This is a genomic window from Shewanella sp. 5S214, assembly GCF_041439795.1.
Lineage (GTDB): Bacteria > Pseudomonadota > Gammaproteobacteria > Enterobacterales > Shewanellaceae > Shewanella > Shewanella vesiculosa.
Genome location: NZ_JBGOOV010000015.1, coordinates 18,002 through 42,376, shown reverse-complemented (window position 1 = coordinate 42,376; position 24,375 = coordinate 18,002). Strand labels below are relative to the sequence as shown.

Below are 24,375 nucleotides of genomic sequence, written 5' to 3'. Positions count from 1 at the left end.
CTTAGCGAACCGCATTTAATGACCAGTCATAATTTAAAAAATCGATATTCAATTGCTGTTTTTCTGCCGCGGTTTGAAGTGCCGGACTGAGTTTTAGCCCACTAGGATAGAGTAATAAAAATGCATCAACAGAATCAGCTCCATTAAAGCCTTTGGTAAAATCGTCGCCATACCATTTAAAAATTGCAGACAAATAGACTGTGTCGCCTTTGGCGTAGTTGCGGCTGCTATCGGCAAGGAAACGTTGGGTTTGTGCATCGAGTTGCATGTCGAGTTTAGCGCCAGTGTAAGCTTCTTCGCGTAGTGCAGGGCAACCAATGCTGGCACAATTTACCGCAAAATGAATTCTAGGATCATTGTAACGATCGCTGCCGCGGATCAGTTTATGCTCAATATCATCGAGACTGCGGGTTTTACCCAGTAATGGGATAAAACTCTTGTCCCATGGTGAGCTGAAAAATCCACCTAAGTCTTTGATTGAGTCGATATCAGGGTACTTGGTTAAGATTAGTTCAACTGTCCAGGCGTTGTAAGCATTGATGAGCATCGCCAGTTGTGCCGGCTTATCCCAAGCATCAAATTGAGTTTGAGTAATTTGACCGAGTTGTTTGAGATACAGGGTCAATATCGCTCGGTCTTGCTGCATGGCGGCGTAGTCTATCGCGCTACTGTGACCTTGGTTTATCGGCTTAACATGACGGCTGAGTAATGTATTCCAGTTATCGTGTAGCGCCATGATCTGGTTATCTAGTGTATTGTTATCAGTAGCTTGGTTGTTGTTCGCCTGACTAATAGCCGGACTCTTTATAGCAGAAATAACGTCAGACTGATCCACTGCCGCAATAGCCGCATGACTAGCAAGCAAACTCAGCAATAAACCGACAGTCAGCATAAACGATTGAGCATATCGCGTTAATCTTTTCATTATCTGAGACCTATTTTTGTTATATAGAGTCACTTTATAACAGCCATTATCGAGAGTTATGTTCTAAGAATCATCATCAGAACGATTAGTTAAGGCCTATAACCTAAGGCCCATTTTCATAAACCCAAGTGATCACTCAGTAGGGTTAGCCACGACGCCAAGTGTGGTATTTTTCTAACCAGCGCAGCACAGTTGCTGGAGCATGGTTACGCTTCCATTCACCAGCGGCGTACTTGTTGCCTTCGGCCCATGTTGGGTAGCTGTGAATTGTGCCTAAAATCTTATTCAGTCCCAAGCCGTGTTTCATTGCCAACACAAATTCTGCAATTAAATCGCCAGCGTGTTCTGATACCACGGTCACGCCTAAGATTTTATCTTTACCTTTAGGGGTAATCACTTTAATAAACCCTTGGGTGGCACTGTCGGTAATGGCACGATCAAGTTCAGCAAAATCAAAGCGAGTTACTTCGTAATCAATGCCTTGCTGCTGGGCTTCGTATTCATTTATACCCACTCGAGCCACTTCTGGATCGATAAAGGTGGTCCATGGGATCACGCGATAATCGACTTTGAATTTTTTCAAATGACCAAACAGTCCATTGACTGCCGCATACCAGCCTTGATGCGCTGCCACGTGAGTAAATTGATACGGGCCAACAATATCGCCTGCCGCATAGATATTTGGGTATAAGGTTTCTAAGTATTCATTGGTGACGATAGTGCGCTTTGTCTCAATGCCTAGCTCTTCCAAACCGTAACCGCTTAAGCGGGCACTGCGACCGACGGCACATAATAGCTGGTCGTACTCTAACGCTAATTCTTGCTGTTGATGCCCAACGATAAGGTACTTTTTACCATCGCGTAGTTCACAGCGCAGTGCTTGATGAGAGGTTAAAATATTCACGCCACTTTTTTGTAAGGCCTGGGTGGCAAACTCTGACACTTCACGATCTTCTTTGATCATGATGCGTTCAGCCATTTCAACTTGAGTGACTTGCGATCCTAAGCGGGCAAAGCTTTGTGCTAGTTCAGAACCAATTGGGCCGCCACCTAATACCACCAATTTTTGCGGCGCAGTGTCGAGTTTGGCAAATTCATCCCACAAGGTATCACTGGTGACATAGCCGACTTCTTCTATGCCTGGTAACGGTGGCACAAACGGGCTAGCACCTGTTGCGATGACAATACTGCGCGCGGTTAAGCGGCTAGTGTTACCGTCTGGGTGGCTAATTTCTACAGTCCATGGGTCGACTAATTTTCCGTAGCCTTTGACGACGTCGACACCTAAATTGGTGTAACGCTCAATGCTGTCGTGGGGAGCAATATCGGCCACCACTTGATGCACTCTCGCCATGACTTTTTTAAAAGAAAACTCAGGTGTCGTGTCTTCTAGGCCGTAATGATGGGCGTTTCTTATTTGCTGAGCAATTTTAGCGCTTTTAATAATCGCTTTACTGGGCACACAGCCATAGTTTAAGCAGTCGCCGCCCATTTCTCCGGCTTCAATTAAGGTTACTTTGGCTTTTACTGCGGCAGCAATATAGCTAGTAACTAGGCCTCCGGCACCTGCACCAATTACAATTAAGTTGCGATCAAACTTAGCGGGTTTAGTCCATTGACTGTATACGCGGCGTTTTTTAATGGTATTGACTATCGCTTTAGCAATAAGAGGGAATAAGCCTAATAGTGCAAATGATATAATCAGATTAAACGATAAAATGTTCGTTAAGCTGTCAATTTGCGCCAGCTGAGTACCGGCATTAACGTATACAAAGGTGCCCAAAAACATACCAATCTGGCTTACCCAGTAAAAGGTCCACGATTTAAATGAAGTGACGCCCATCAATAAATTAATCATGAAAAATGGGAATATGGGCACTAAGCGTAAGGTGAATAAATAAAAGCCCCCCTCTGTTTCAATGCCTTTATCAATCGCCGCTAAACGTTCAGGGAAGCGCTTTTTGATTGAGTCGCGCAATAAGTAGCGTGAGACTAAAAAGGCCAATAATGCGCCAATACTTGAAGCAAACGAAGCAATAATCAACCCTTCAACAATACCAAATAGTGCTCCAGAGGCAATGGTGAGAATGGCTGCGCCGGGAAGAGACAATGCTGTCACAGTTACATACAGTATAAAGAATCCGCCAATAACTAATAATGGCGATTGCTCGCGCCATTGGTGGAAATCATTCATCGAGGCTTTTAAGCCTTCTAAGGTCAGTAAATGATGCAAGTCGAAGTAGAAAAACAGTACTACTAATAATGTAGCAATGAGTAATAGGATAATTTTTTTAATCATAAACAGTCGCCTTAAAATGAATGTTGCAAGGTAAGCGTGGCGTTAACAGGTAGCTCAGGGAAAACCAAGGTTGAGCCAAAATAACCGCCTTCAAATACAGGGCGCCAGTTGTTTTGATTGGTCACATTATTCACGTCCAGCCTTAAGCTTGTTTGCGGTGTAAAGTCATAGCGAGTGTTGATATTAAGCGTGTATTGATCGCGGATGTACACAGTCGCTAAAAAATCTAATGGGTAACTCTTGGTATATAGACCGGAGAAACCTGCTTGCCATTTTTCTGTAATGGCAATACCACCATTAATTGTCAATGTCTGCTCAGGCAAACCTTGAACTCGACGATTTGATGGTGCAAATGAGGCAAAGTTTGGCGCTCCAATTCCAGTGCCTTGGATGATATCCGGGCGCGAGTTGTCAAAGCTGTCGGCCACTTGCACTGTGTCTTGGCTACTTGCTGAGTCATCATAGCGAGCGTCTAAATAGCTGTAACCTGCGCTAAACCAATATGGATCGGCATCAAAAAAGGCTTGTGCCTCAAATCCCTTGGTGCGAATGCCGGTATTGCTGCCATCTCGATTACGCAGGCTGCGTTTTTGATCAAACACAGCGGCATCGACATACCAAGCGCTGTCTGTTGGTGAGTATTTTATACCGACTTCATTAAGGGTATTTTCAGTGGCAAAGTTTTGACGACTAATTTGGTTGTTTGCACCTAAGGTATTGCCACCGCCCATACTGTTTGAGGTTGATTCATTATAACTAGCGCTGGCATAGGTGGTGATAGCATCGGTGAGTTTATAGCTGAGACTAATTTGTCCAGACTCTAGCATTTCATGAATAGAATCGCTGGCCGCAGTTTGACCTTGTGGCGCAATAGGATCGCGTGCCTGGACATCATAAAAATCAGCTCGATAACCTATGCTGGTCGAAAACTTATCGGTCCATTGACTGTTGTGTTGGATCGCCAAGCCGGTTTGCCAACTGCTGGAGTCTGTGGTGTCAGACAATGAAAAGTCGCTACTGCCATCGCCGTTGGTATCGTATTGGGCTCCGGGTGACACAAACACACCTGGGCGTAGCTCAACTAGCCTTGCTTGCTGCTCAGCAGTCAGTGGAATACGGCGGTTTTCAATTGGACCCGTCAAGTCGATAGGTAAGTCAGCTTCGGTGGTAAATTGGCTGTAACCTAACACTTTGCTGTAGCGAAGATCCACCGCGGCAATGGTACTTTGGCTGTCATTCCATTGATATGCTAATTCAAGGCGGTTTTGGGCTGTGTCTGCACCATCAATGATTTCAACAAAACTGTTTTGAGCGATTTCTTCACGTTCTAAATGCTGATAATAAGTGATGTTTTTAAGGGTTGCATTATCACTAAGTTGGCGCACATATGTGCTGTGCAGCAAAAAGGTTTGTGCGTCGTTAGTGTTATCGGGATCGGTTAATACTTGGCTGCGATCTATCTCAACTAAGCCGGTTGGCGATACGATGGCATTGGCTCCAGCAATAGTACTGCCATTAGGTTGAACACCTTGACCAGTAATATATAAACCGTTGTCGATTAATGCTTGAGTAGGGCGATTAATCCCCGCGTTGTCGGTAAATTCAACATCATAGTATTCGACGTTAATATCCCAAGTACTGACATCGTCGGGCAGTAATCGAAATGCCACAAAAATACTGTCACTTTTAAAGCCTGAGTAATCGTAATAGCTGCCGTTATCTATGTGTTCAGCGCTTAAACGTATGCCACTTTGGTTGGCGACTAGGTCTGTGGCGACATCTAATTGAGCGCGATAATGGTCCCAACTGCCGCCCGATGCCGTGATCTTGCCAAATTTACTGTCAGTTGGCGCAGTTTTCGAATGTAAATTAACAAAACCACCGTTACGTTGACTGGTACCGAGTAGCACTGGTGGTGCACCTTTGACTACATCAATTTGCTCTACTGCATTAAATGACATGGGAATCCCAAAGCCGTTATTACCGGCCTGGCGACGAACACCATCTTGGTACAGTTCACCTAATTGACCGCGAATGGTTGGCAAACTCGATGCACCGAAGCCGCTGGCTGAATAACTGTTAGGGCTGACTTTTTGAATGTCTGATAAATCAGTGATATTAAGCTGTTCAATCATTTCACTGGTGATAGGCGTGACCGAGCGGGCGATATCTTTTAATGCTATGCCATCCCCAAAGGGGCCGTTGATCTTAGTGTTTTTAGGTGACATGCCTTTATCGTTAATCGCTTTACCTGATACTTGAATCACTTCGATAGTGGAAGTGTCTTCAGCTGCAGTTGTCAAAGATGAATACAAGGCTAGGCTAACCGCTAGCCCGATAAGTGAACGATTTTGATGGCGATGAGTAGGCATAATATTTTCTGCTGTGATGAACATGGTTAAAGAGACCTTCTAATTAACTTTTTTGTTTCAACCATGTTATGCCTATTTTTATAGGCTTAGGTCTAAATGGCATAGATGACAGTGCAACATAGTTGCGCGTTACTCGGTCAATTAGTGGCAAATGCGATTTTTGCTTAAAAAGTCAGTTTAGCCTATTAAAAGCTCATTAGTTTTAGATAGATACCACTTTATTATTATTTTTTAAGGAATGATGATGCAAACAACACTTAGCGGCGATGTTCAACGCAAATTGCAATGGTCATTACTGGCTTTACGTTTAGGCGTATTTTTGGTGATGCTAGTGTGGACATTGGATAAGTTTGTTAATCCTGGCCATAGCATGAAGATATTTGAAAAGTTTTATGGCATTAGCGGCATGAATGAAGTTGCCGCCTATATTATGGGCGCACTGCAATTAACCTTAGTGTTTGCGTTTGTATTGGGGTTTAAAAAGCGTATTACTTACGGGATTATCTTTCTCATGCACGGCGCTTCAACCTTGTCGGCATTTAATCAATATTTTGATGCGTTTAATAACTTATTGTTTTTTGCTGCATGGCCAATGTGGGCCGCGTGTTTTGCGCTGTACATGTTAAGAGATGAAGATACTAAGTTTACTGTGCAATAAATGACTCACCGCTTTTAGGAACAAAAAGGCCGGCTAAATATATTTAGCCGGCCTTTTTATTGGCTGCTCAATGTTAAACTCGAATACAAAACACCAAACTTGAGGGTTAAGCACTCAAGGTCATGCTGTCAATTTTGGGTATTATTTGGCGTAACGATTACGAATAACCAAAAAGCTAAATAACACCACAATTACCATTTGCGTACTTAAGCCTTGCCATGTCGACGCTATACCTAACCAGCTAATCGATACATCTAAAGGGAAGGGCGTAAGGCTAATTACCGCAGCTTCTTGTAATGCTGAAATACCTTTGCCTGCCAAGATAAACGCTAGCACCAGCATGAAGTATGAACTCACCGCAAAGAAGCGGGCTAATGGCAATTTAACTGAGTAGCGCATCATTAACCAAGCAATCACAGCTAAAATAGCCATACCGGCTAGCAAGCCGTAAACTAGGTAACTGACTTGTTCATTACTGCTATCAGAGCCTATGGCTTGAGTCAGTAATGACTGATAGAACAAAATGGTTTCAAAGACTTCACGATAGACCGAAATAAACGCAAGCCCTGTGAGACCCCACAAGGTACCAGTGTTTAAATGACGATCAACATTATTTTTAATGTAACCTTGCCATTTGGAACCCTGGGTTTTACTGTGCATCCAATAACCGACATAGAACAACACCAGAGCAGCCATTAATGCGGCGCCGCCTTCCATTAACTCCCTCGATGCGCCGCTAATGCTAATCAGATTATCTGCCGCCCACCAGGTTAATACTCCCGCAGCGAGTGCCGATATCCAACCAAAATGAACAAATTTAATCGCATCATGGCGCTCGGTTTTAATTAACACTGTCATTAAGGCAATGATCACCAACAGTGCTTCTAAACCTTCGCGCAACAGAATAATTAATGCCGCCGAAAACATGGCATTATTTGATAACGATTGGCCTGTTAATACAGTGTCAGCTTGATTGAGCTGAGTCATTATACTGGCAAACTCTTGATTAATCTGTGTGGTTTGGCCTGGTACTTTCAGTAAGTTTCTAAAGTTAAGCAGTTGGCTCTCGATCGATTTTCGTAAACTACTGTCATGAGCATCTAAGGTATTTTCAATTAACTCAAATCCATCTAAGTATGCACTTACCGCCAAGGTTTGTGCTTGCGCTAACTCATTGGCGTGATAAGCCTCTACAGCAGCTTGCAAGTTTGTGCGTGCAGTTGAAATCGGCGACTCGGCGTGTTGAAACAGTAATTCAGGTTGTGAGCGTAATAACTCAAGTTGGCTACGATCAATGCCGACATCTTGCTGAAGTAATTGTATAGGATTGTTATTGACCCATTGTTGTAATTCAACATTGGTATCATGTTTCCTATGTTCAGTTGCCGTGGCCGTTGGCTCAAATGCTAAGCTGCCAACATAGAAAGCCAATGACCAACGTTGTTGATCATTTAACTCACTAAAAGCCCGCATCGCGCTGCCATCTAAGCCATCAGAAATGGCGTCATACAGTCCCAGTAACGAACGATTTAACGCCCGTTCTTGGTCGGTGAAATTGGTTGGTTCAGGTGTTAAAGATTTGGCTAATGGCCCATTGCCTTGGCCTAAATCACCGTGACAGCTTGAGCAATTTTCGATAAACAATTGCTGAACATGATCTTTGGTTAATAGCTGTGATGGCAATATTAAGGCCGGAGACTGGCTTAATAACTGTTGGCGGATTTGTTGGCTAAATTCTTGAATAACAGCCAGTGGCGCTTTGTCTTCAATGGCTTGTTGTAATTGCAATGCATCTGCCATTACTGAATTTTGCATATCATTCGCGAGCAGGTTGGTTTTTTCAATAATAATGCTGGCAAATTGCTGCATTTCAGCAAATTCATCAGGATTAGTAATATTACCTGCTGTAACCGCTTCTGAGTAATCCACCCCAATATATTCAGCTAACTGGAGAATTTGTCGTGTTTGTTTGACAATATCGTCAGATGTCATTGCCGGGCTCTGCGCCCATAGCGTCGTTGAAAAAATCGCACTAATAGCAAGCAATAGGCATCGATTGAAGAAAGATGAGTTGAGCCATTGCCGTCTTAACGTCAAGCTGTTTAAGAAAGTATTCAAGGTATTGCCCCAATAGGAATAAAAGAATTATTCTCTAAAATAAACCAAGTAAATGATAATGATTTGTATTCTACTTATTTGTTGGTAGCTTATCAATCACTGTGAAAGCTTGTTGGTGAGGCTGGTGAGTATTAATCCAGTTTATTTGCGCAAGTATGATCTGATTTCAGGGTTAGGAAATAATTCTGCAATAAATTTTTTATTATTATAGTCACTAAAACATTGAGTTATGATTAGCTGCTGTGCAGTATTCATTATTACTGTTTGGTATAAGTCACATTCATTTAAGATAATAAACGGTGTGGCAATCGTCCTTTATCTTGCCGTCTGCGTTATCTGACCATTTATCCGATTTGAATCTGGCTCGGGTTAGCTATAATGAGCAAAATAAGATTATTCTGTTTATTATAGCTATTCTGACGAGATGTTTTGATAACACACAGGCCGATAATGACGAGTTATATAAGAGCAGGTAGACAATGACTACCCCAGCAAGCGCTCCAATTTATGGTGATCTTAGTTTGATCGACATAGGCATGGATTTATTTATTGAAATTCATTTTGCCAATGGCAAAACTGTCCAATCACGTTCGAGTATGATTGGTTATCAACTTGGGCGTTTTATCTTAATTGAGTATCCAAACAAAGGTCTTTCTGAGGCTTATCAGCATATGCTAGTGAATGCTGAAATTGTTGTAAGAGCCATGACCAATAGCGGCTTTAAAGACATCATTGCGTTTAAGTCATCTATTTTATCTATCGTTAATCAACCGATTAAGATGTTATGTCTCAGTGTTCCGAAAATAATCATTAAGAAAAAGTTACGCGATCAGCTCAGAGTTAATATTGAACAAGATGTATTTGTTATTCACAATGACGCTAAAGTGAGCGCCAAAATGGTTGATTTTTCATTTTCGGGGTGTTTGCTGACCTTAGACGCCAACGCGGCAAGTTTTGCCGAAGGCGAGCAAATACACGTGTCTATTTCGATCAATACTGAACTTTCTGGCATTTTATCTGGCAGTGCGGTAAAAGTTAAAAATGTTGAAGGGCTATTACACGTGGGGATCAAATTTTCAGATGATAATTCGCTATTAAAAGACAATATCTTCAGCTATTTTTTAGTTAATTCGACTCGACACTCATAATCAACAGTGAGTTATAGTAAAAAATAAACTAAAAAAAAGCGCATCATAAGATGCGCAAAAATTCACAAGCAAACACGTTATAACAGCTTGTTATTATCAAGCTAACCTAGAATGTCTATCCTGTTAGGCTAGCAAGCTATTAATCTAAATAGTTTAAAATCCCTAATGCCGCGTCTCGACCTTCTGCAATCGCTGTCACGACTAAGTCAGAGCCTCGCACCATATCTCCGCCAGCAAACACTTTTGGATTGGTGGTTTGAAACGGGTTGTCATCTGTTTTATTGGCTTTCACTAGGCCCCATTCATTGGTTTCGATACCAAAATCACTAAACCATGCGGCAGGGCTAGCTTGGAAACCAAAGGCAATAATCAGCGCATCAGTTGCTAACACTTGCTCACTACCTGGAATGATTTCAGCGCGTTGACGTCCGCTGGCATCTGCTTCGCCCATTCGGGTTTCAACGCACTCAATCCCGACCACTTGACCGTTTTCAGCTTTAATGGCCACAGGTTGACGATTAAATAAGAAATTAACGCCTTCCTCGCGAGCATTTTGTACTTCACGACGTGAACCCGGCATGTTGACTTCGTCACGGCGATAAGCACATGTCACGCTTTTAGCTCCTTGACGAACGGCTGTTCGTAAACAGTCCATTGCAGTATCACCGCCGCCTAGCACCACGACATTTTTACCTTCAAGGCTTAGATACGGTGTCGCTTCGTCTTGAGTACCCATAATGTGATGAGTATTACCAATAAGATACGGCAGGGCTTGGATCACGCCTTGGGCATCTTCATTAGGCAGTTTTGCTTTCATGGCGGTGTAAGTACCCATACCTAAGAATACAGAATCGTATTCATCTAACAGGCTTTGGAAGCTCACATCTTTTCCGACAGTGACACCCATTTTGAATTTGATGCCCATACCTTCAAGCACTGAGCGACGTGTCGCCATGACTTCTTTATCAAGCTTAAATGACGGTATGCCGTAAGTGAGCAAACCACCAATTTGTGGATACTTGTCATACACTACTGTTTGCACACCATTGCGTGCCAGAATATCAGCACAACCAAGACCTGCAGGACCCGCTCCAATGATGGCAACACGCTCTTTACGAGGAGTCACTTGAGTCATGTTTGGGCGCCAACCTTGTGATATGGCAGTATCGGTAATGTATTTTTCAACACTACCAATAGTCACAGCACCAAAGTCATCGTTTAAGGTACAGGCACCTTCACATAAGCGGTCTTGTGGGCACACTCGGCCACAAATTTCTGGCAGCGTATTGGTTTCATGCACCAAGTCTGCCGCCTCCATAATCCGGCCTTCTTCTGCCAGTTTTAACCAGTTTGGAATGTAGTTATGCAGTGGGCATTTCCATTCGCAATACGGGTTACCACAGTCCAGACAACGATCGGCTTGCTGCTTGACTTCTGGTTGTGTAAACGGCTGATAAATTTCAATAAATTGTGTGGCACGTTTCTTGGCTTCATGTTTTACCGGGTCTACTCGACCCACTTCGATAAATTGAAAGTCATTGCTCATAATAATTACCCTGCTTTTACCACTAATTCCGGACTCTTCTGCTCAATTTTTAGCAGGTCAGCAACGGCAATATTCGTTGGTTTAACTAATACGAAACAATCCAACCAGTTTTCAAAATCACTCAATATCATTTTGGCATGCTCACTGCCTGTTTCTTCATAATGAGTTTCAATAAGACCTTTTAAGTGCTGCTGGTGGATTTTTGATTCTACTTTATGGGTGTCGACCATTTCGGTGTTTACCCGACGATTAAAGCGCCCAAATTGGTCAAACACATAAGCAAATCCGCCTGTCATACCTGCACCGAAGTTAACTCCAGTTTTACCTAGGATAACCACGATACCACTGGTCATGTATTCGCAACAATTATCGCCACTGCCTTCAACGACAGCAATGGCGCCAGAGTTACGCACAGCAAAACGCTCACCCGCTTGGCCTGCGGCAAATAATTTACCGCCCGTTGCGCCATACAAACAGGTGTTGCCCATAATGGCACTGCGTTCACTCTGGAACGGGCTACCGATAGGAGGATGAATAACGATTTTACCGCCTGACATCCCTTTACCAACATAATCATTGGCGTCGCCGCAAAGCCTAAGTTCAAGGCCTGGACTATTCCAAACCCCAAAACTTTGTCCTGCGCTACCGCTAAAACCAAGGGTTAACGGTTGTTTTGCGCCCGCGACCCCGACTTTAGTGGCAATATAGCCTGACAGTGTTGCGCCAACAGAGCGATCGGTATTATTAATTTGATATTGATAAGTAAACGGTTCACCGAGATCAACTGCCGTACGACAATCAGCTAACAAGGTTTGGTTTAACTGACCCACATCGGATGGCGGATTGATTTCTTTCCATGTCAGTGACGTATTTGGCTGCACTTTAGGCTTGTATAAAATCGGCGCTAAATCTAAGCCACGTTGCTTGTCTGTTTGACCTTCAATCGCATACAACCAGTCGCTGCGTCCAACTAAATCTTCGAACTTGGTGACACCTAATGCTGCCATCCATTCACGCACTTCTTGAGCAACAAACTCAAAGTAGGTCATGACACGTTCTGGTAAGCCGTGATAATGATTATCACGTAAGTTTTTATCTTGTGTCGCAACACCTGTGGCACAGTTATTAAGATGACAAATACGTAAGTATTTACACCCAAGCGCGATCATAGGCACAGTGCCAAATCCAAAGCTTTCAGCCCCGAGTAATGCAGCTTTAATCACATCAGTACCGGTTTTTAAACCGCCATCCACTTGTAAGCGAATTTTATGACGTAAGCCATTTTCTACCAGTGACTGATGCACTTCCGCTAAACCGAGTTCCCAAGGAGAACCAGCATATTTCACTGAGGTGATTGGGCTTGCACCAGTACCGCCATCGTAACCCGATATGGTGATCATATCGGCATAGGCTTTGGCGACACCCGTTGCAATAGTGCCCACGCCTGGTTCTGAAACCAGCTTGACCGACACCAAGGCTTTTGGATTGATTTGTTTTAAATCGAAAATCAGCTGAGCCAAATCTTCAATAGAATATATATCATGATGTGGTGGCGGTGAAATGAGAGTCACACCGGGACGTGCATGACGTAATCCGGCAATTTCCACACTCACTTTATGACCAGGTAACTGACCACCTTCACCGGGTTTTGCCCCTTGTGCCACTTTAATTTGCAGCACATCAGCGTTAACCAGGTAGTGAGCTGTCACTCCAAATCGACCAGATGCAATTTGCTTAATGGCTGAGTTACGTTCGCTATTGAAACGACGCGCGTCTTCTCCGCCTTCACCTGAGTTTGAGCGACCGCCAAGACGATTCATCGCAACCGCTAATGCTTCATGGGCTTCAGGGCTTAATGCGCCAATACTCATGGCGGCACTATCAAAGCGTGAGTAAAGTGTTTCAGCGCCTTCAACAGTCTCTTGCTCAACTGCGTCAAGCTGGCCTTTAATGCCAATTAAATCACGCAGCGTTGCCACTGGGCGATCATCAACCAAGCGAGTAAACTTTTTATACTCAGCGTAGTTTTTGTCTTTTAGTGACGCTTGCAAGGTATTGACTACATCTGGGTTAAAGCAGTGATATTCGCCGCCTTCAACATACTTAAGCAAGCCACCTTGTGGTAGCGGTACATGGGCGCGATAGGCCGCAGTATGGAGTATTTTTTGGTCATCGGCGATATGGTTAAAGCTAACCCCTTCAATACGGCTGATTACGCCTTTAAAGCACAATTCAATCACATCACTGGCTAAACCGACGGCTTCAAACTGTTGGCTACAACGGTATGATCCGACGGTACTAATGCCCATTTTTGACATGATTTTACGCAAACCTTTTTCAATGCCATAACGGAAGTTAAGCATTAATGGGGTCACATCATCTATCTGATGCAATTTAGCCATCGCAGAAATAGATTCGTATGCAAGGTAAGGGTAAATGGCTGTTGCGCCAAAGCCGATTAGTACCGCAAAATGATGTGGGTCACGAGCAGATGCGGTTTCAACAATAATGTTAGTGTCGCAACGCAAACTTTTATCGACTAAACGTCGCTGCACAGCTCCGACAGCCATCGCGGCTGGGATCACTTGAGCATTTTTTGCAACCGCGCGATCAGACAAGACTAATAATGTTGTGCCACTGCGCGCTAAGCGTTCTGCTTCGTCTGTTATACGACGAATCGCCTGCTCTAAGGTTTCTTGAGCATCGTAGTTCAAGTCAACTGTATTGGCGCGATAGTTAGTGCTATCGAGTCCAAGTAATTGGTTAAAATCGCTGAATAATAAAATTGGCGAATTAAACATTACTCGGTAAGCATTACCTGTGGTTTCGCTAAAAAGATTTTGTTCACGTCCTACACAGGTCGCGAGCGACATTACGTGTTTTTCACGCAAGGGGTCAATCGGTGGGTTGGTCACCTGAGCAAATTTTTGACGGAAATAGTCATACAAGGAGCGTGACTTTTTCGACAATACAGCCATAGGTGTATCATCGCCCATTGAGCCAATGGCTTCTTCGCCTTTGCTGGCTAGTACCCAAATAACTTGCTCTAATTCTTCACGAGTAAAACCAAACTGTTTTTGATATTGCAGCAGTGTTTTGGCATCGAAGCCACTTGAACCTTGTTTTGTCGGCGCAATTTGCTCCGCAGGGATCAATGTCTGACTGTTTTTAGCCATCCACTCTTTGTAAGGATGACGACGCTTTAGGTCATTATCAATTTCAAATGAGTGATACAAGCGACCATTTAAGGTGTCTAATACTAATAACTCGCCTGGCCCAACACGGCCTTTTTCAATCACTTCATCGGCGGAATAATCCCAAATACCCACTTCAGACGCTAAGGTGAGGATACGATCCTTGGTTATAACGTAGCGAGAAGGGCGTAGGCCGTTACGATCAACTGCACAGGCAGCATGGCGACCATTGGTCATTACAATGCCTGCAGGGCCATCCCACGGCTCCATATGCATTGAGTTAAAATCATAAAAAGCTTTTAACTCGTCATCCATTTCAGGATTAGATTGCCATGCTGGTGGAATAAGCAAACGCATCGCACGGTATAAATCCATGCCACCGGATAACAGCATTTCGAGCATGTTATCTAAAGAAGACGAGTCTGAACCGGTTTCGTTAACAAAAGGGGCCGCTTGTTGTAAATCGGGTAATAAAGGCGAGTTGAATTTATAAGCACGCGCTCTTGCCCATTGACGGTTGCCGGTAATGGTATTGATCTCACCATTATGAGCGAGATAACGAAACGGTTGTGCTAATGGCCATTTTGGCGATGTATTCGTTGAGAAGCGCTGGTGAAATAAGCAAATCGCACTTTTTAAACGAATATCTGCTAAGTCTGTATAAAATGATGGCAGGTCTGCTGGCATCATTAATCCTTTATAGACTATGACTTGCCCAGAAAGACTAGCAACATAAAAATCTTTATCATCTGTTATTTGTTGCTCAAGACGGCGACGAGCCATATATAAGCGACGTTCAAGATCTTTCTCACGCCATCCCACTGGCGCGTTAATCAATACTTGATAGATTTGTGGCAAGCTTTTCCGGCCAATCTCCCCCAGAACATCTGGATTGATCGGAACTTTACGCCAGCCAGCGACACTTAACGTTTCTCTTTGTAGTTCTTTTTCTAAAATGAACTTCGCTTCATCAGCGCGTTGCTCATCTTGGCTAAGAAATAGCATACCCACCGCAAATTTGCGGCTTAAATGCCAATCATTTTCAGCCGCAATAGCTTCAAAAAAATCTGTAGGCATTTGCATTAATAAACCACAGCCATCACCTGTGCGTCCGTCAGCTGCAATACCACCACGATGCTTCATTCGATCGAGACCATGAATCGCGGTACGCACAATACGGTGACTCGCGTCTCCGTCCATTTGTGCAATCAAACCAAATCCGCAATTGTCACGCTCAAAACTGGGATGATACAAGCTCATACAAAAAACCCCCTAAACCTCTACTAGATACGACTCGGGGTAAATTTGAAGAATATCCATAGATATGCACCCGAACCATCCAAATTAAACCGAGAATGCATAAAGGTCAAACCAAAAAAATGCAACAAACTGAAATATAATTACTAGAAAAAGGTAATAAGCTGTCAAGTTTACGTTAACGTAAACTGTGTTTTTGGCACTATAACGTTCTGAATAAAAAGAATTTTAGAAAAAAATTAAATTACTGATTACCTTTTTGTAACAATAGCGGTTAATTGTTTTTGAAACAAAAATAATGAATTTTATTTCAAACACAGTCTTTGGGTAAAAAATTATTATAAATGAGTAAATATTCACTTTTTTGTAGATGTAAATAAACTAAATTGTTTTAAACGTTATTTAGTTTGTACATAAGTTTATAACTCGCTTGAGTTAATAGACTGTTTTATTGATTTAGCACCAAGACAGGTGTTTATCGACTGACTACACTGGCGAACTTTGGCGTAATAATGAGACTGTATTTTGGGTTTAGATGACTACGTAAATACGTTTGGCGTGTATTGCAAACGTCTATATGGACAAAGGGTAAAAAAATTAACCATTGATGCCCAATTTACTTGCCCTAATCGTGATGGCACCTTAGGGGTAGGAGGGTGTACTTTTTGCAACGTTGCCTCATTCAGTGGTGAACGAGGTAGAGAACAACCGATAGCGATACAATTAACTGAAGGCAAAGTACGTGCGCAATCGGCAAAAAAATGTACCTCTTCAGTGAATATAAATACTCCCCCCACAGCGAAATATATTGCTTATTTTCAAGCTTACACTAGTACTTATGATGAGTATGAACTGCTTAAGCAAAAATATGATCAAGCGCTGGAGGATAGCGATATTGTAGGGTTACATATTGGTACTCGTCCTGATTGTGTTCCTAATGAAGTAATTGATTTACTGGTTGAGTATCAACAACGAGGGATAGAAGTATGGCTAGAATTAGGCTTACAAACCGCCAATGATCATACCTTAAAGCGGATTAATCGTGGCCATCTGTTATGCGAATATCGTCGGACGGTAAAAAATGCCCGCGCTAGAGGCATTAAAGTGTGTACTCATTTGATATTAGGGCTCCCAGGCGAAACGTCGATTGACTATTTTAATAGCTTACAAACTGTATTAGGCATTGGTGTAGATGGACTTAAATTACATCCTTTACATGTTGTTGAAGGCAGTACGATGGCGAAGCAATGGCGTCATAATGCTATGCCATTATTGACCCTTGAAGAGTATGCCGCTGAAGCTGCAAAACTTATTCGACATACTCCAAAAAATATTATCTTTCATCGGGTAACTGCTTATGCCAAAAAACCAATCTTACTCGCCCCAGATTGGTGTGCTTTTCGCTGGGATGGCTTGGTTGCGATCGTAAACGAGTTACGTGAATTTGGTGGGCAAGGCAGTGCATTAATCGCTAGCCAACCTAAAACCTCCTGGGGCGAGTGATCGCTGCGGGTCGATTATTGGCAATCAAATAGGTTCAACATTTAGGTCGATTTTTGTGATGTTATATAGGAGTGATAACTATTATCACTAAAAATTTGGCTGAAAAATTATCAATGTGAGGTATTTTTAAACATTGGTAATACCAGTTGAGTAGTTATGTTGAAAAAATGTGATATTTTGTCATTAAATAGCGGTTAAATATTAGCAAGCCTTGCATAGGGTATTTTACTCGGTATCATATTTATAACTTTATAGCGTTATATTTGATAGAGGTGCCTTAATGGCCACAACGCAGTTAGACTCAATATTGGATCTCAATACGCTTGAGCAATATATCAGTGCCATTGGAGCTGGAACGTTATTGAAAAGCGTCGTGTTATTCGAGCAGCTAATGCCTGAATATATCAGCAGCCTAGTGAAAGCGGGTGATGCAAATGATAAAGACACCTTATGTGCAGAAGCTCATAAATTTAAAGGTGCAGCAGGGTCTGTTGGCCTGAAACGCATTCAGCAATTTTCACAGCTATTACAACACGGTGAAGAAGCTAAATGGGAAACCGAACACAAGGTATGGCTTGCTGCAATCGTTGAGCATGCTGCCAAAGATTTACAACAGTTGAAAGTATACTTGGAAGCAAAAGCGTAATTACCATTATGCTAGTCACTATCAGTTTAGATAAATACCTAGACGAGTGCTGAAAGTCATGTTGTTTAAGTGCCTCTTATTTAAGGGGCATTTTTTATGGGCTTTTGTTTCGATTAGCCCATTGATATCTTGTTTTTTTGGCTTATTTAATTCACTATTTGAATTAACATAGATAAGGGTAATCGTTTATATGAAAAATCTTCCTAGCCTTAAAAACCTTTATTATTTAGTTCATTTACATCAAGAACAAAATTTTAATCGCGCTGCCAAGATATGCTTTGTGAGCCAATCAACATTATCAAGTGGGATTCAAAACCTTGAAGAGCAACTGGGTTACCAGTTAATTGAACGCGATCATAAATCCTTTATGTTTACTGCTATTGGCGAAGAAGTGGTTGAGCGAGCTCGCAATATTTTAACCGATGTCGATGACTTAGTTGAGTTAGTTAAAAATCAAGGCGAACCCATGACTGGAGAGATCCGCTTAGGGTGTATTCCGACCATAGCGCCATTCTTACTCAGTCGAGTGGTTAAATTATGCCAGCAAGATTATCCCAAACTCAGCTTGTTATTAAAAGAAGATACCACTGAGCGTTTGTTGGATGCGTTAGCCAAAGGTGAGTTAGATCTATTGATATTGGCGTTACCTGTGGACACGAGTGGTTTTCATAGTATGAAAGTCGGTATTGATCCGTTTAAAATGGTAATGCATAAAGAGGTATCGCAACAATTAGTGCAACCTATCGACTACCAAAAAATGCCTGATGAAAGTATTTTTTTACTCCAAGCTGAACATTGTATTACCGGACACGCAATAACAGCATGCCAATTGGGTGATAGTGCCAAAATTAATCCCTTTGCTGCCACGAGTCTGCATACTTTAGTACAGATGGTAAACAGTAAACTTGGTACTACATTTTTACCCCAAATGGCTATTGATACAGGGATTTTAACGGATACCGATCTGGTTGCTATCGATCCACCTGGCGAAGCCCCTTACCGTGATATCGGTTTAGTTTGGCGTCAAACTACCAGTCGTATTTCAACGTTCAGAACCTTAGGTTTGGCCATTCAGAAAAAGCTGTTAGCACAAGTGTTACCGAATAAGATCGGTTAGAGACTCATTTGGAGAATGTTGAAGCCTCAATAAATGGCAAGTCGTAATACTTGCCATTTTTGTTATTAACTGACTTCAACTAGTAGAGGGAGCTATTTTATTGGAGCAACACCATACACTTCAGTTGGATGCTTTTTACCCTTTAGCATAATAGGCCCTAAGTCAGTCAGTTGATACTGGCTATTTTGCTGTTCAAGTCGATGCACCACATCCCCTGAGAGCAACATTCTTTGACCGAGTGGGTTACATTGATCTTGCAGTCGAGCCAGAGTGTTTAATACATCACTAAAGAAGCTAATTTCTTGCTTATGAACACCAACAACTGCGGCGACAACTTGGCCACAGTGCGCTGCTGCTTTGAATTTGGGCACAAAACCATATTGCTGTTCAAAGTATTTTCTCTGCCACTGAAGTTGCTGACAAAACTCAAAATAAATATTCATGCAACGGTCATGTTTAATGCCTTGTTCTAACGGCCAATGGATCAATACTGCATCACCCATATAGCGATAAATTTCCGCTTCATTATCGGTCACCGTATCTGCAAGCATACTAAAGCTGTCTTGAATCAAGCGGCTAAAGCGATAGTCACCTAACGTTTCTGCATGAGCGGTTGATGACACCATATCGATAAACAAGAACAATTGTTGCTCATAACGTGGCTTGTGATATTTACCCATGCCAATATTCAGTAATACTTTTGGGCCTACCAACAGCGACATTTGTTCAATAAAAGCTAAGCTGACCCGCACCACAACAAGATAAACCACTAATGCTTGGAATGATGGGCTGTAAATAATTTGCACCGTAAGCATTTGCCGCAATGTCACCATGTGATTCTCTATGGCCCACATGTTTAAAAATTGTGTCACATACGCTAAGGTCGTCGCCCCGAGTAATAGAAACAAGCCTTTAAATACGACTGAAAATAAATAAGGTAAACGACTGATGGCGCTAAAGTCAGCAATCAGGTTCGACATCCAATGCAAACAGCCAAATACAATGCCCATCATCACAGCAAGTGTGGCTAAATCGGCACTTCCAACTGCCCACTCAGGTAGTTGCGATGATTGTGAGTAACGAAAAAAAACGAAAGAAGCCATTGCTACACACCAGGCAAAAATAGCGAACAATAATTTTTGTGTTTGACGGCGTGCTTTCACGGAGAATGTGGTTGCCTAAATGACTTAGTATATAAGAGGGGTAGTCTATAGAAATTTTGCTTACTTGTGATATTTTATTTCTGATTTAGATCAATAGAAGTGAAGAAACTGCTGCAGTAGTACAAGTTTTTTCGATATTAATAATCATAGTCAGGGTTGTGATTGTGGCAGATTATGAGAATGCATTAGCTAAGATCTGTTGCGTAAAGTTAATTTTAAGGTAAAACCCTCGAGGATTGGATAATTGTATACTGCCATCTTCGGCGATGCTTTCTGTGAGTGCTTTGCTATTAGCCGCTTTTGGTCGTAATTGCAGTACCTCTCCATGACGGGCGCTAATTTTATCCACCTTGCCTAAGGCAATAAGCTCCATTATCTCTTCCCAATCTTGTTGTAACTGTCTGGCTTGATCTCTGTTGGGTTGCCACAGTATGGGTGTGCCTATGCGTCTTTGTCCAACAGGAATACTCCGTTCACCTTCAACAGGAACCCATAACACTCTCTGCAATTTATGATAAACCAGACTATTCTCCCAAGTCATGCCTTGAATATTCGTCAGTGGGGCCACAGTAACATAAGTCGTTTCTAGTGGTTTGCCGTTATGATCAATCGGGATCGTTTTCAGCTCAACGCCTAAATGCAGAAAGTCTTGTTCAGGTTTTGAGCCCGCAAGCGCACCTAATTCAGATTCAATAAGTTGACCTACCCAGCCTTTATCTCTTCGCAAATCCACCGGTACTTCTATTTGATTATCTCTGGCAATATCCGCTAAACAAATGCCTGCCATATTGTGGGCTCTTTGCATTAATTCATTGAGGTTTAAGGGCGATGATTTAGCCATTTGATGATAATTTACCTTTGAGAACGTGGGGGGGCGCTGGCGATTAATACTGACACGCTATGCTATCAAGTAATATTGATTGATAACAAGTTTAGTTAGTTGTACCTGGGTTGGTTGAAAAATAACCGCATTTTGTTTGGGTAAAGTTATTCGCTTAAAATCTTCTGTAGGATGCTGTTTTAAAATGAATTTTTTAACTACGACTGTTTTTATAATATACTTGTCCCAAGTTACACTCGTTTTTCCCCTACATTTCACACATACTTATCCACAGATTTAATGGATAAGTACAAGTTTATGGCTCTTTAACTGATTAAAAACCCCAAGTCAACGTAATAAAATGGCTTTTTTACGGGTTTAATTTAAAATAAGCCTTGTTATTTGTGTATAACTTAAGTTGCTAAATGAGTGATTAGCTATCTCAATTAGGCTTGTGTGTTTTTTGTACTATTGCAGCGATCTAGCATTTTTTGAATTTATTTAAAATTTTAAGTTACTGTTTATATAGAATTATAATATAATTCTCAGCAGTTTTATTCAAAAGGATATTAGTTGGTTTTTAGCCTGTTATTAAGGTTTACCAAAGTTTCGAACAGAGATATCCACAGATTTTGTGGATAATCCACAAAGTGGTTTTGTATAATTGTTGATAATTTTGATTTATTCACATTGTTATTCAATTATCCACAGTAAATAGAGGTTTGCCGATAGGCATGCTTTGTGAAACAATCAAACGATATAAAATTTGTTATTTTCGGAGTCCATGTGATTGATAGCGACGGCTTTCGCGCAAATGTGGGCATCATTATCTGTAATAAATTTGGACAAGTTATGTGGGCCAGACGTTTTGGCCAACATTCATGGCAGTTTCCACAAGGTGGGTTGGATGATGGCGAGTCTGCAGAAGAAGCCATGTATCGAGAACTTTACGAAGAAGTGGGGCTAAGACCTGAACATGTTCAAATTTTAACGTCCACGCGCTCTTGGTTACGTTACCGTTTACCTAAGCGTTTGGTACGCCAAGAAAGCAAACCTGTTTGCATTGGCCAAAAACAGAAATGGTTTTTACTACAATTGAAAGGTCACGATAATACCATTAACTTGAATTCTTCAGGTCATCCAGAGTTTGATGATTGGCGTTGGGTCAGTTATTGGTATCCTGTTCGTCAGGTAGTGTCTTTTAAACGCGACGTATATAGAAAGGTAATGAAAGAGTTCGCATCGACGACATTAGCGCTACAAACGCGCGAATTTAGTAAAAAACGAAGCAAACAACGGAGTTAACTGATTTCAAAGAGGATTGGAACAGTGTTAAATATGCTCAGGGATATTACTCAAGCTGTTGCGAGAGCCAACAGCCTTGAAAGTGCATTAACCATATTAGTGTCACAAACTCGATTAGCGATGGCTACCCATTGCTGTTCTATCTATATCCTTGAACAACAACATCTTGTGTTATCGGCCACCGAAGGGCTAGAAAAATCTGCTGTTGGCCGCGTCAGTATGCCGCTATCTGAAGGGTTAGTTGGCTTAGTTGCCGAACGTGAAGAAGCTATTAACCTTGCTGATGCCCGTATTCACCCTCGCTTTAAATTATTCCCAGAAGCTGCAGAAGAAGAATATCGGGCATTTTTAGCTGTACCGATCATTTTTCAAAAACAGGTTGTCGGCGTTATTGTGGTGCAACAGCCCGAAGCGCGTCAGTTCAGTGAAAACGAAGAAGCATTTTTAATGACCTTGGCAGCGCAACTTGCTGTCGTTGTGCGAAGCTTAAAGCACAAGGCGGCCATTACCAATGTGCAGCAACAAGTTGTTTTCAGTGGTGAAACAGCGTCAAGCGGTATTGCGATTGCTCATGGTCTAGTGTTAGGTGGTTTGATTTCACTGGAACAGGCCGAGATCAGATGTACTGATGTTGATGTTGAAATTCTGCGCTTAAAATTAGCCGTACAGCGTTGTAAAGACATGCTGACGTCAATATCGCAACGTTTTGAACGCGAAAAATCTGCTGATGTTGCCTCTATATTTACGGCATTTCAATTACTGCTCGATGATTCGAGTCTCGGTGGCGAGTATGCCCGTGAAGTCGCATTAGGCTGGCAAGCTGAGTCTGCTGTCAGTCGGGTGTCTATTCGCTATATTGAGCAGTTCTTGGCGATGGAAGATCCTTACCTCAAAGAGCGCGCCAGTGATATTCGAGAGCTCGGGCAGAAGTTGCTTCGACAACTGATAGAGCCTGGTCGACTGGAATTAGAACCGGATAAACCGGTTATATTAGTCGCAAAAGAAGTGGATGCCACTTTACTGGCAGAGTTTCCGCGACAAAAGTTAGCTGGGATTGTCACCGAGCGTGGTGGGGTAAATGCTCATGCCGCTATTTTAGCGCGTGCGCTAGGTGTACCAGCCATTGTTGGCGTTGATGAAGTCTTATCCATCGATATTGATCAAAAGCTATTAGTATTAAATGCTAATCGTGGTCAGCTATTGGTATCGCCTTCACCCGCTGTGATAGAAGAGTACCAATTACTGATTGATGCTGATGTTGAAAAACAAAAGCAATTTTCTGCCGAGTTGGGTTTACCCTCTATTACCACCGATGGTGAGCGGATCCATTTGTATCTCAATGCAGGGTTACTCAGTGGTATCGCATCTGAAATAGCAGAATGTGCCGATGGTATTGGGTTGTATCGAACTGAAATCCTATTTATGTTGCATCAACGCTTTCCGAGTGAAAGTGAGCAAATCAATGTCTATCGCCAAGTATTAGATGCTGCAGGTGATAGACCTGTGGTGATGCGTACATTGGATGTGGGTGGTGACAAACCACTACCGTATTTTCCGATTAAAGAAGATAACCCATTTTTAGGCTGGCGCGGCATTCGGTTATCACTGGATCATCCTGAATTATTTTTAGTGCAATTACGGGCGATGCTACAAGCGGCAAGTCACGGTAATCAATTGCAAATATTACTGCCAATGGTCAGTAATTTAGATGAAATAGATCAAACCTTAAAATATTTGGATCAAGCATTTATTGAATTAAGCCAAGAGTTAAATACTATTTTGGTTAGGCCAAAAGTTGGTGTAATGCTTGAAGTACCAGCATTATTATACCAGTTACACGATGTGGCGAAGCGAGTTGATTTTGTTTCTGTCGGTAGTAATGATTTAACGCAATATTTGCTGGCTGTCGATCGTAATAACCCGAGTGTGAGTTCGCTATTTGACAGTTATCACCCAGGTATTCTTAGAGCCCTTAAACGCGCGGTCGATGAGTGTAAACTGTATAATTTAGATGTGAGTGTGTGTGGTGAACTTGCTGGAGAACCCTACGGCGCATTGCTTTTAGTTGCTATGGGGTATAACAAACTCAGTATGAACCAAGGCAGCTTAGCGAGGATTAATTTTTTACTTAGACGTGTCTCAAAACAACAGTTATCTGAATTGCTGGAGTCTATTTTACAGCAATCAAATGGTAATCAAGTCCGAGGCTTACTCGCTCATTTTTTACAACAGCATGATTTAGCAGACTTAATTAATATGGATTAGTCGTTTGATTTAATCGGCTTGATAACTCGCTGTTGTGGT

Annotated in this window: 15 protein-coding genes; 7 read left to right on the top strand and 8 right to left on the bottom strand. The window is 42.2% G+C overall.

Annotated features, from left to right (window positions below; translation table 11 throughout):
* Position 1: 1 nt before the first annotated feature.
* From ACED29_RS11610 to ACED29_RS11600, 3 genes are all read right to left on the bottom strand, one after another.
* Positions 2-925 (bottom strand): DUF547 domain-containing protein, encoded by a 924-nt coding sequence (locus ACED29_RS11610; RefSeq protein WP_371697727.1) that lies wholly within the window; start codon positions 923-925, stop codon positions 2-4.
* Positions 926-1,070: 145 nt separating this feature from the next.
* Positions 1,071-3,224 carry an FAD-dependent oxidoreductase gene (locus tag ACED29_RS11605; RefSeq protein ID WP_371697726.1) on the bottom strand — a complete coding sequence of 718 codons (2,154 nt, stop codon included), beginning with the start codon at positions 3,222-3,224 and terminating at the stop codon, positions 1,071-1,073.
* An 11-nt stretch (positions 3,225-3,235) separates the two neighbouring features.
* Positions 3,236-5,596: a TonB-dependent receptor gene (locus ACED29_RS11600; protein ID WP_371697745.1), complete on the bottom strand. Its 2,361-nt coding sequence runs from the start codon at positions 5,594-5,596 to the stop codon at positions 3,236-3,238.
* 244 nt (positions 5,597-5,840) lie between these two features.
* On the opposite strand from ACED29_RS11600, the gene ACED29_RS11595 reads away from it, so the two are divergent.
* Complete coding sequence (locus ACED29_RS11595; RefSeq protein WP_124017085.1) at positions 5,841-6,254, top strand: hypothetical protein; 414 nt, start codon at positions 5,841-5,843, stop codon at positions 6,252-6,254.
* Positions 6,255-6,395: 141 nt separating this feature from the next.
* Here ACED29_RS11595 and ACED29_RS11590 read toward each other — a convergent pair whose 3' ends face one another.
* Complete coding sequence (locus tag ACED29_RS11590; protein ID WP_371697725.1) at positions 6,396-8,246, bottom strand: cytochrome c/FTR1 family iron permease; 1,851 nt, start codon at positions 8,244-8,246, stop codon at positions 6,396-6,398.
* Positions 8,247-8,851: 605 nt separating this feature from the next.
* Here ACED29_RS11590 and ACED29_RS11585 point away from each other — a divergent pair.
* Positions 8,852-9,520 (top strand): flagellar brake protein, encoded by a 669-nt coding sequence (locus tag ACED29_RS11585; RefSeq protein ID WP_182722521.1) that lies wholly within the window; start codon positions 8,852-8,854, stop codon positions 9,518-9,520.
* Positions 9,521-9,659: 139 nt separating this feature from the next.
* On the opposite strand, the gene ACED29_RS11580 is transcribed toward ACED29_RS11585, so the two are convergent.
* Complete coding sequence (locus tag ACED29_RS11580; RefSeq protein WP_371697724.1) at positions 9,660-11,066, bottom strand: FAD-dependent oxidoreductase; 1,407 nt, start codon at positions 11,064-11,066, stop codon at positions 9,660-9,662.
* 5 nt (positions 11,067-11,071) lie between these two features.
* Entirely contained in the window at positions 11,072-15,520 is a 4,449-nt protein-coding gene (gene gltB / locus ACED29_RS11575) for a glutamate synthase large subunit (RefSeq protein ID WP_182698321.1), read from the bottom strand.
* A gap of 522 nt (positions 15,521-16,042) precedes the next feature.
* Here gltB and ACED29_RS11570 point away from each other — a divergent pair.
* From ACED29_RS11570 to oxyR, 3 genes are all read left to right on the top strand, one after another.
* A complete protein-coding gene (locus tag ACED29_RS11570) occupies positions 16,043-17,020 on the top strand; it encodes a TIGR01212 family radical SAM protein (RefSeq protein ID WP_371697723.1) in 978 nt (325 codons plus the stop codon).
* A 280-nt stretch (positions 17,021-17,300) separates the two neighbouring features.
* On the top strand, positions 17,301-17,666 hold the full coding sequence (locus tag ACED29_RS11565; protein ID WP_124017091.1) for an Hpt domain-containing protein: 366 nt from the start codon (positions 17,301-17,303) through the stop codon (positions 17,664-17,666).
* A 190-nt stretch (positions 17,667-17,856) separates the two neighbouring features.
* Entirely contained in the window at positions 17,857-18,783 is a 927-nt protein-coding gene (gene oxyR, locus ACED29_RS11560; RefSeq protein WP_124017092.1) for a hydrogen peroxide-inducible genes transcriptional activator OxyR, read from the top strand.
* Between the two features lie 92 nt (positions 18,784-18,875).
* Here oxyR and ACED29_RS11555 read toward each other — a convergent pair whose 3' ends face one another.
* Both ACED29_RS11555 and mutH read right to left on the bottom strand, forming a co-directional pair.
* Positions 18,876-19,886 (bottom strand): adenylate/guanylate cyclase domain-containing protein, encoded by a 1,011-nt coding sequence (locus ACED29_RS11555; protein ID WP_220487645.1) that lies wholly within the window; start codon positions 19,884-19,886, stop codon positions 18,876-18,878.
* Between the two features lie 232 nt (positions 19,887-20,118).
* The gene (gene mutH / locus ACED29_RS11550) at positions 20,119-20,787 is read right to left on the bottom strand and encodes a DNA mismatch repair endonuclease MutH (protein WP_182698323.1); all 669 of its coding nucleotides are present in this window, start codon (positions 20,785-20,787) and stop codon (positions 20,119-20,121) included.
* A 765-nt stretch (positions 20,788-21,552) separates the two neighbouring features.
* Here mutH and rppH point away from each other — a divergent pair.
* The gene (gene rppH / locus ACED29_RS11545) at positions 21,553-22,071 is read left to right on the top strand and encodes an RNA pyrophosphohydrolase (RefSeq protein WP_124017220.1); all 519 of its coding nucleotides are present in this window, start codon (positions 21,553-21,555) and stop codon (positions 22,069-22,071) included.
* A gap of 24 nt (positions 22,072-22,095) precedes the next feature.
* A complete protein-coding gene (ptsP, locus tag ACED29_RS11540; RefSeq protein WP_371697722.1) occupies positions 22,096-24,336 on the top strand; it encodes a phosphoenolpyruvate--protein phosphotransferase in 2,241 nt (746 codons plus the stop codon).
* Positions 24,337-24,375 lie beyond the last annotated feature (39 nt).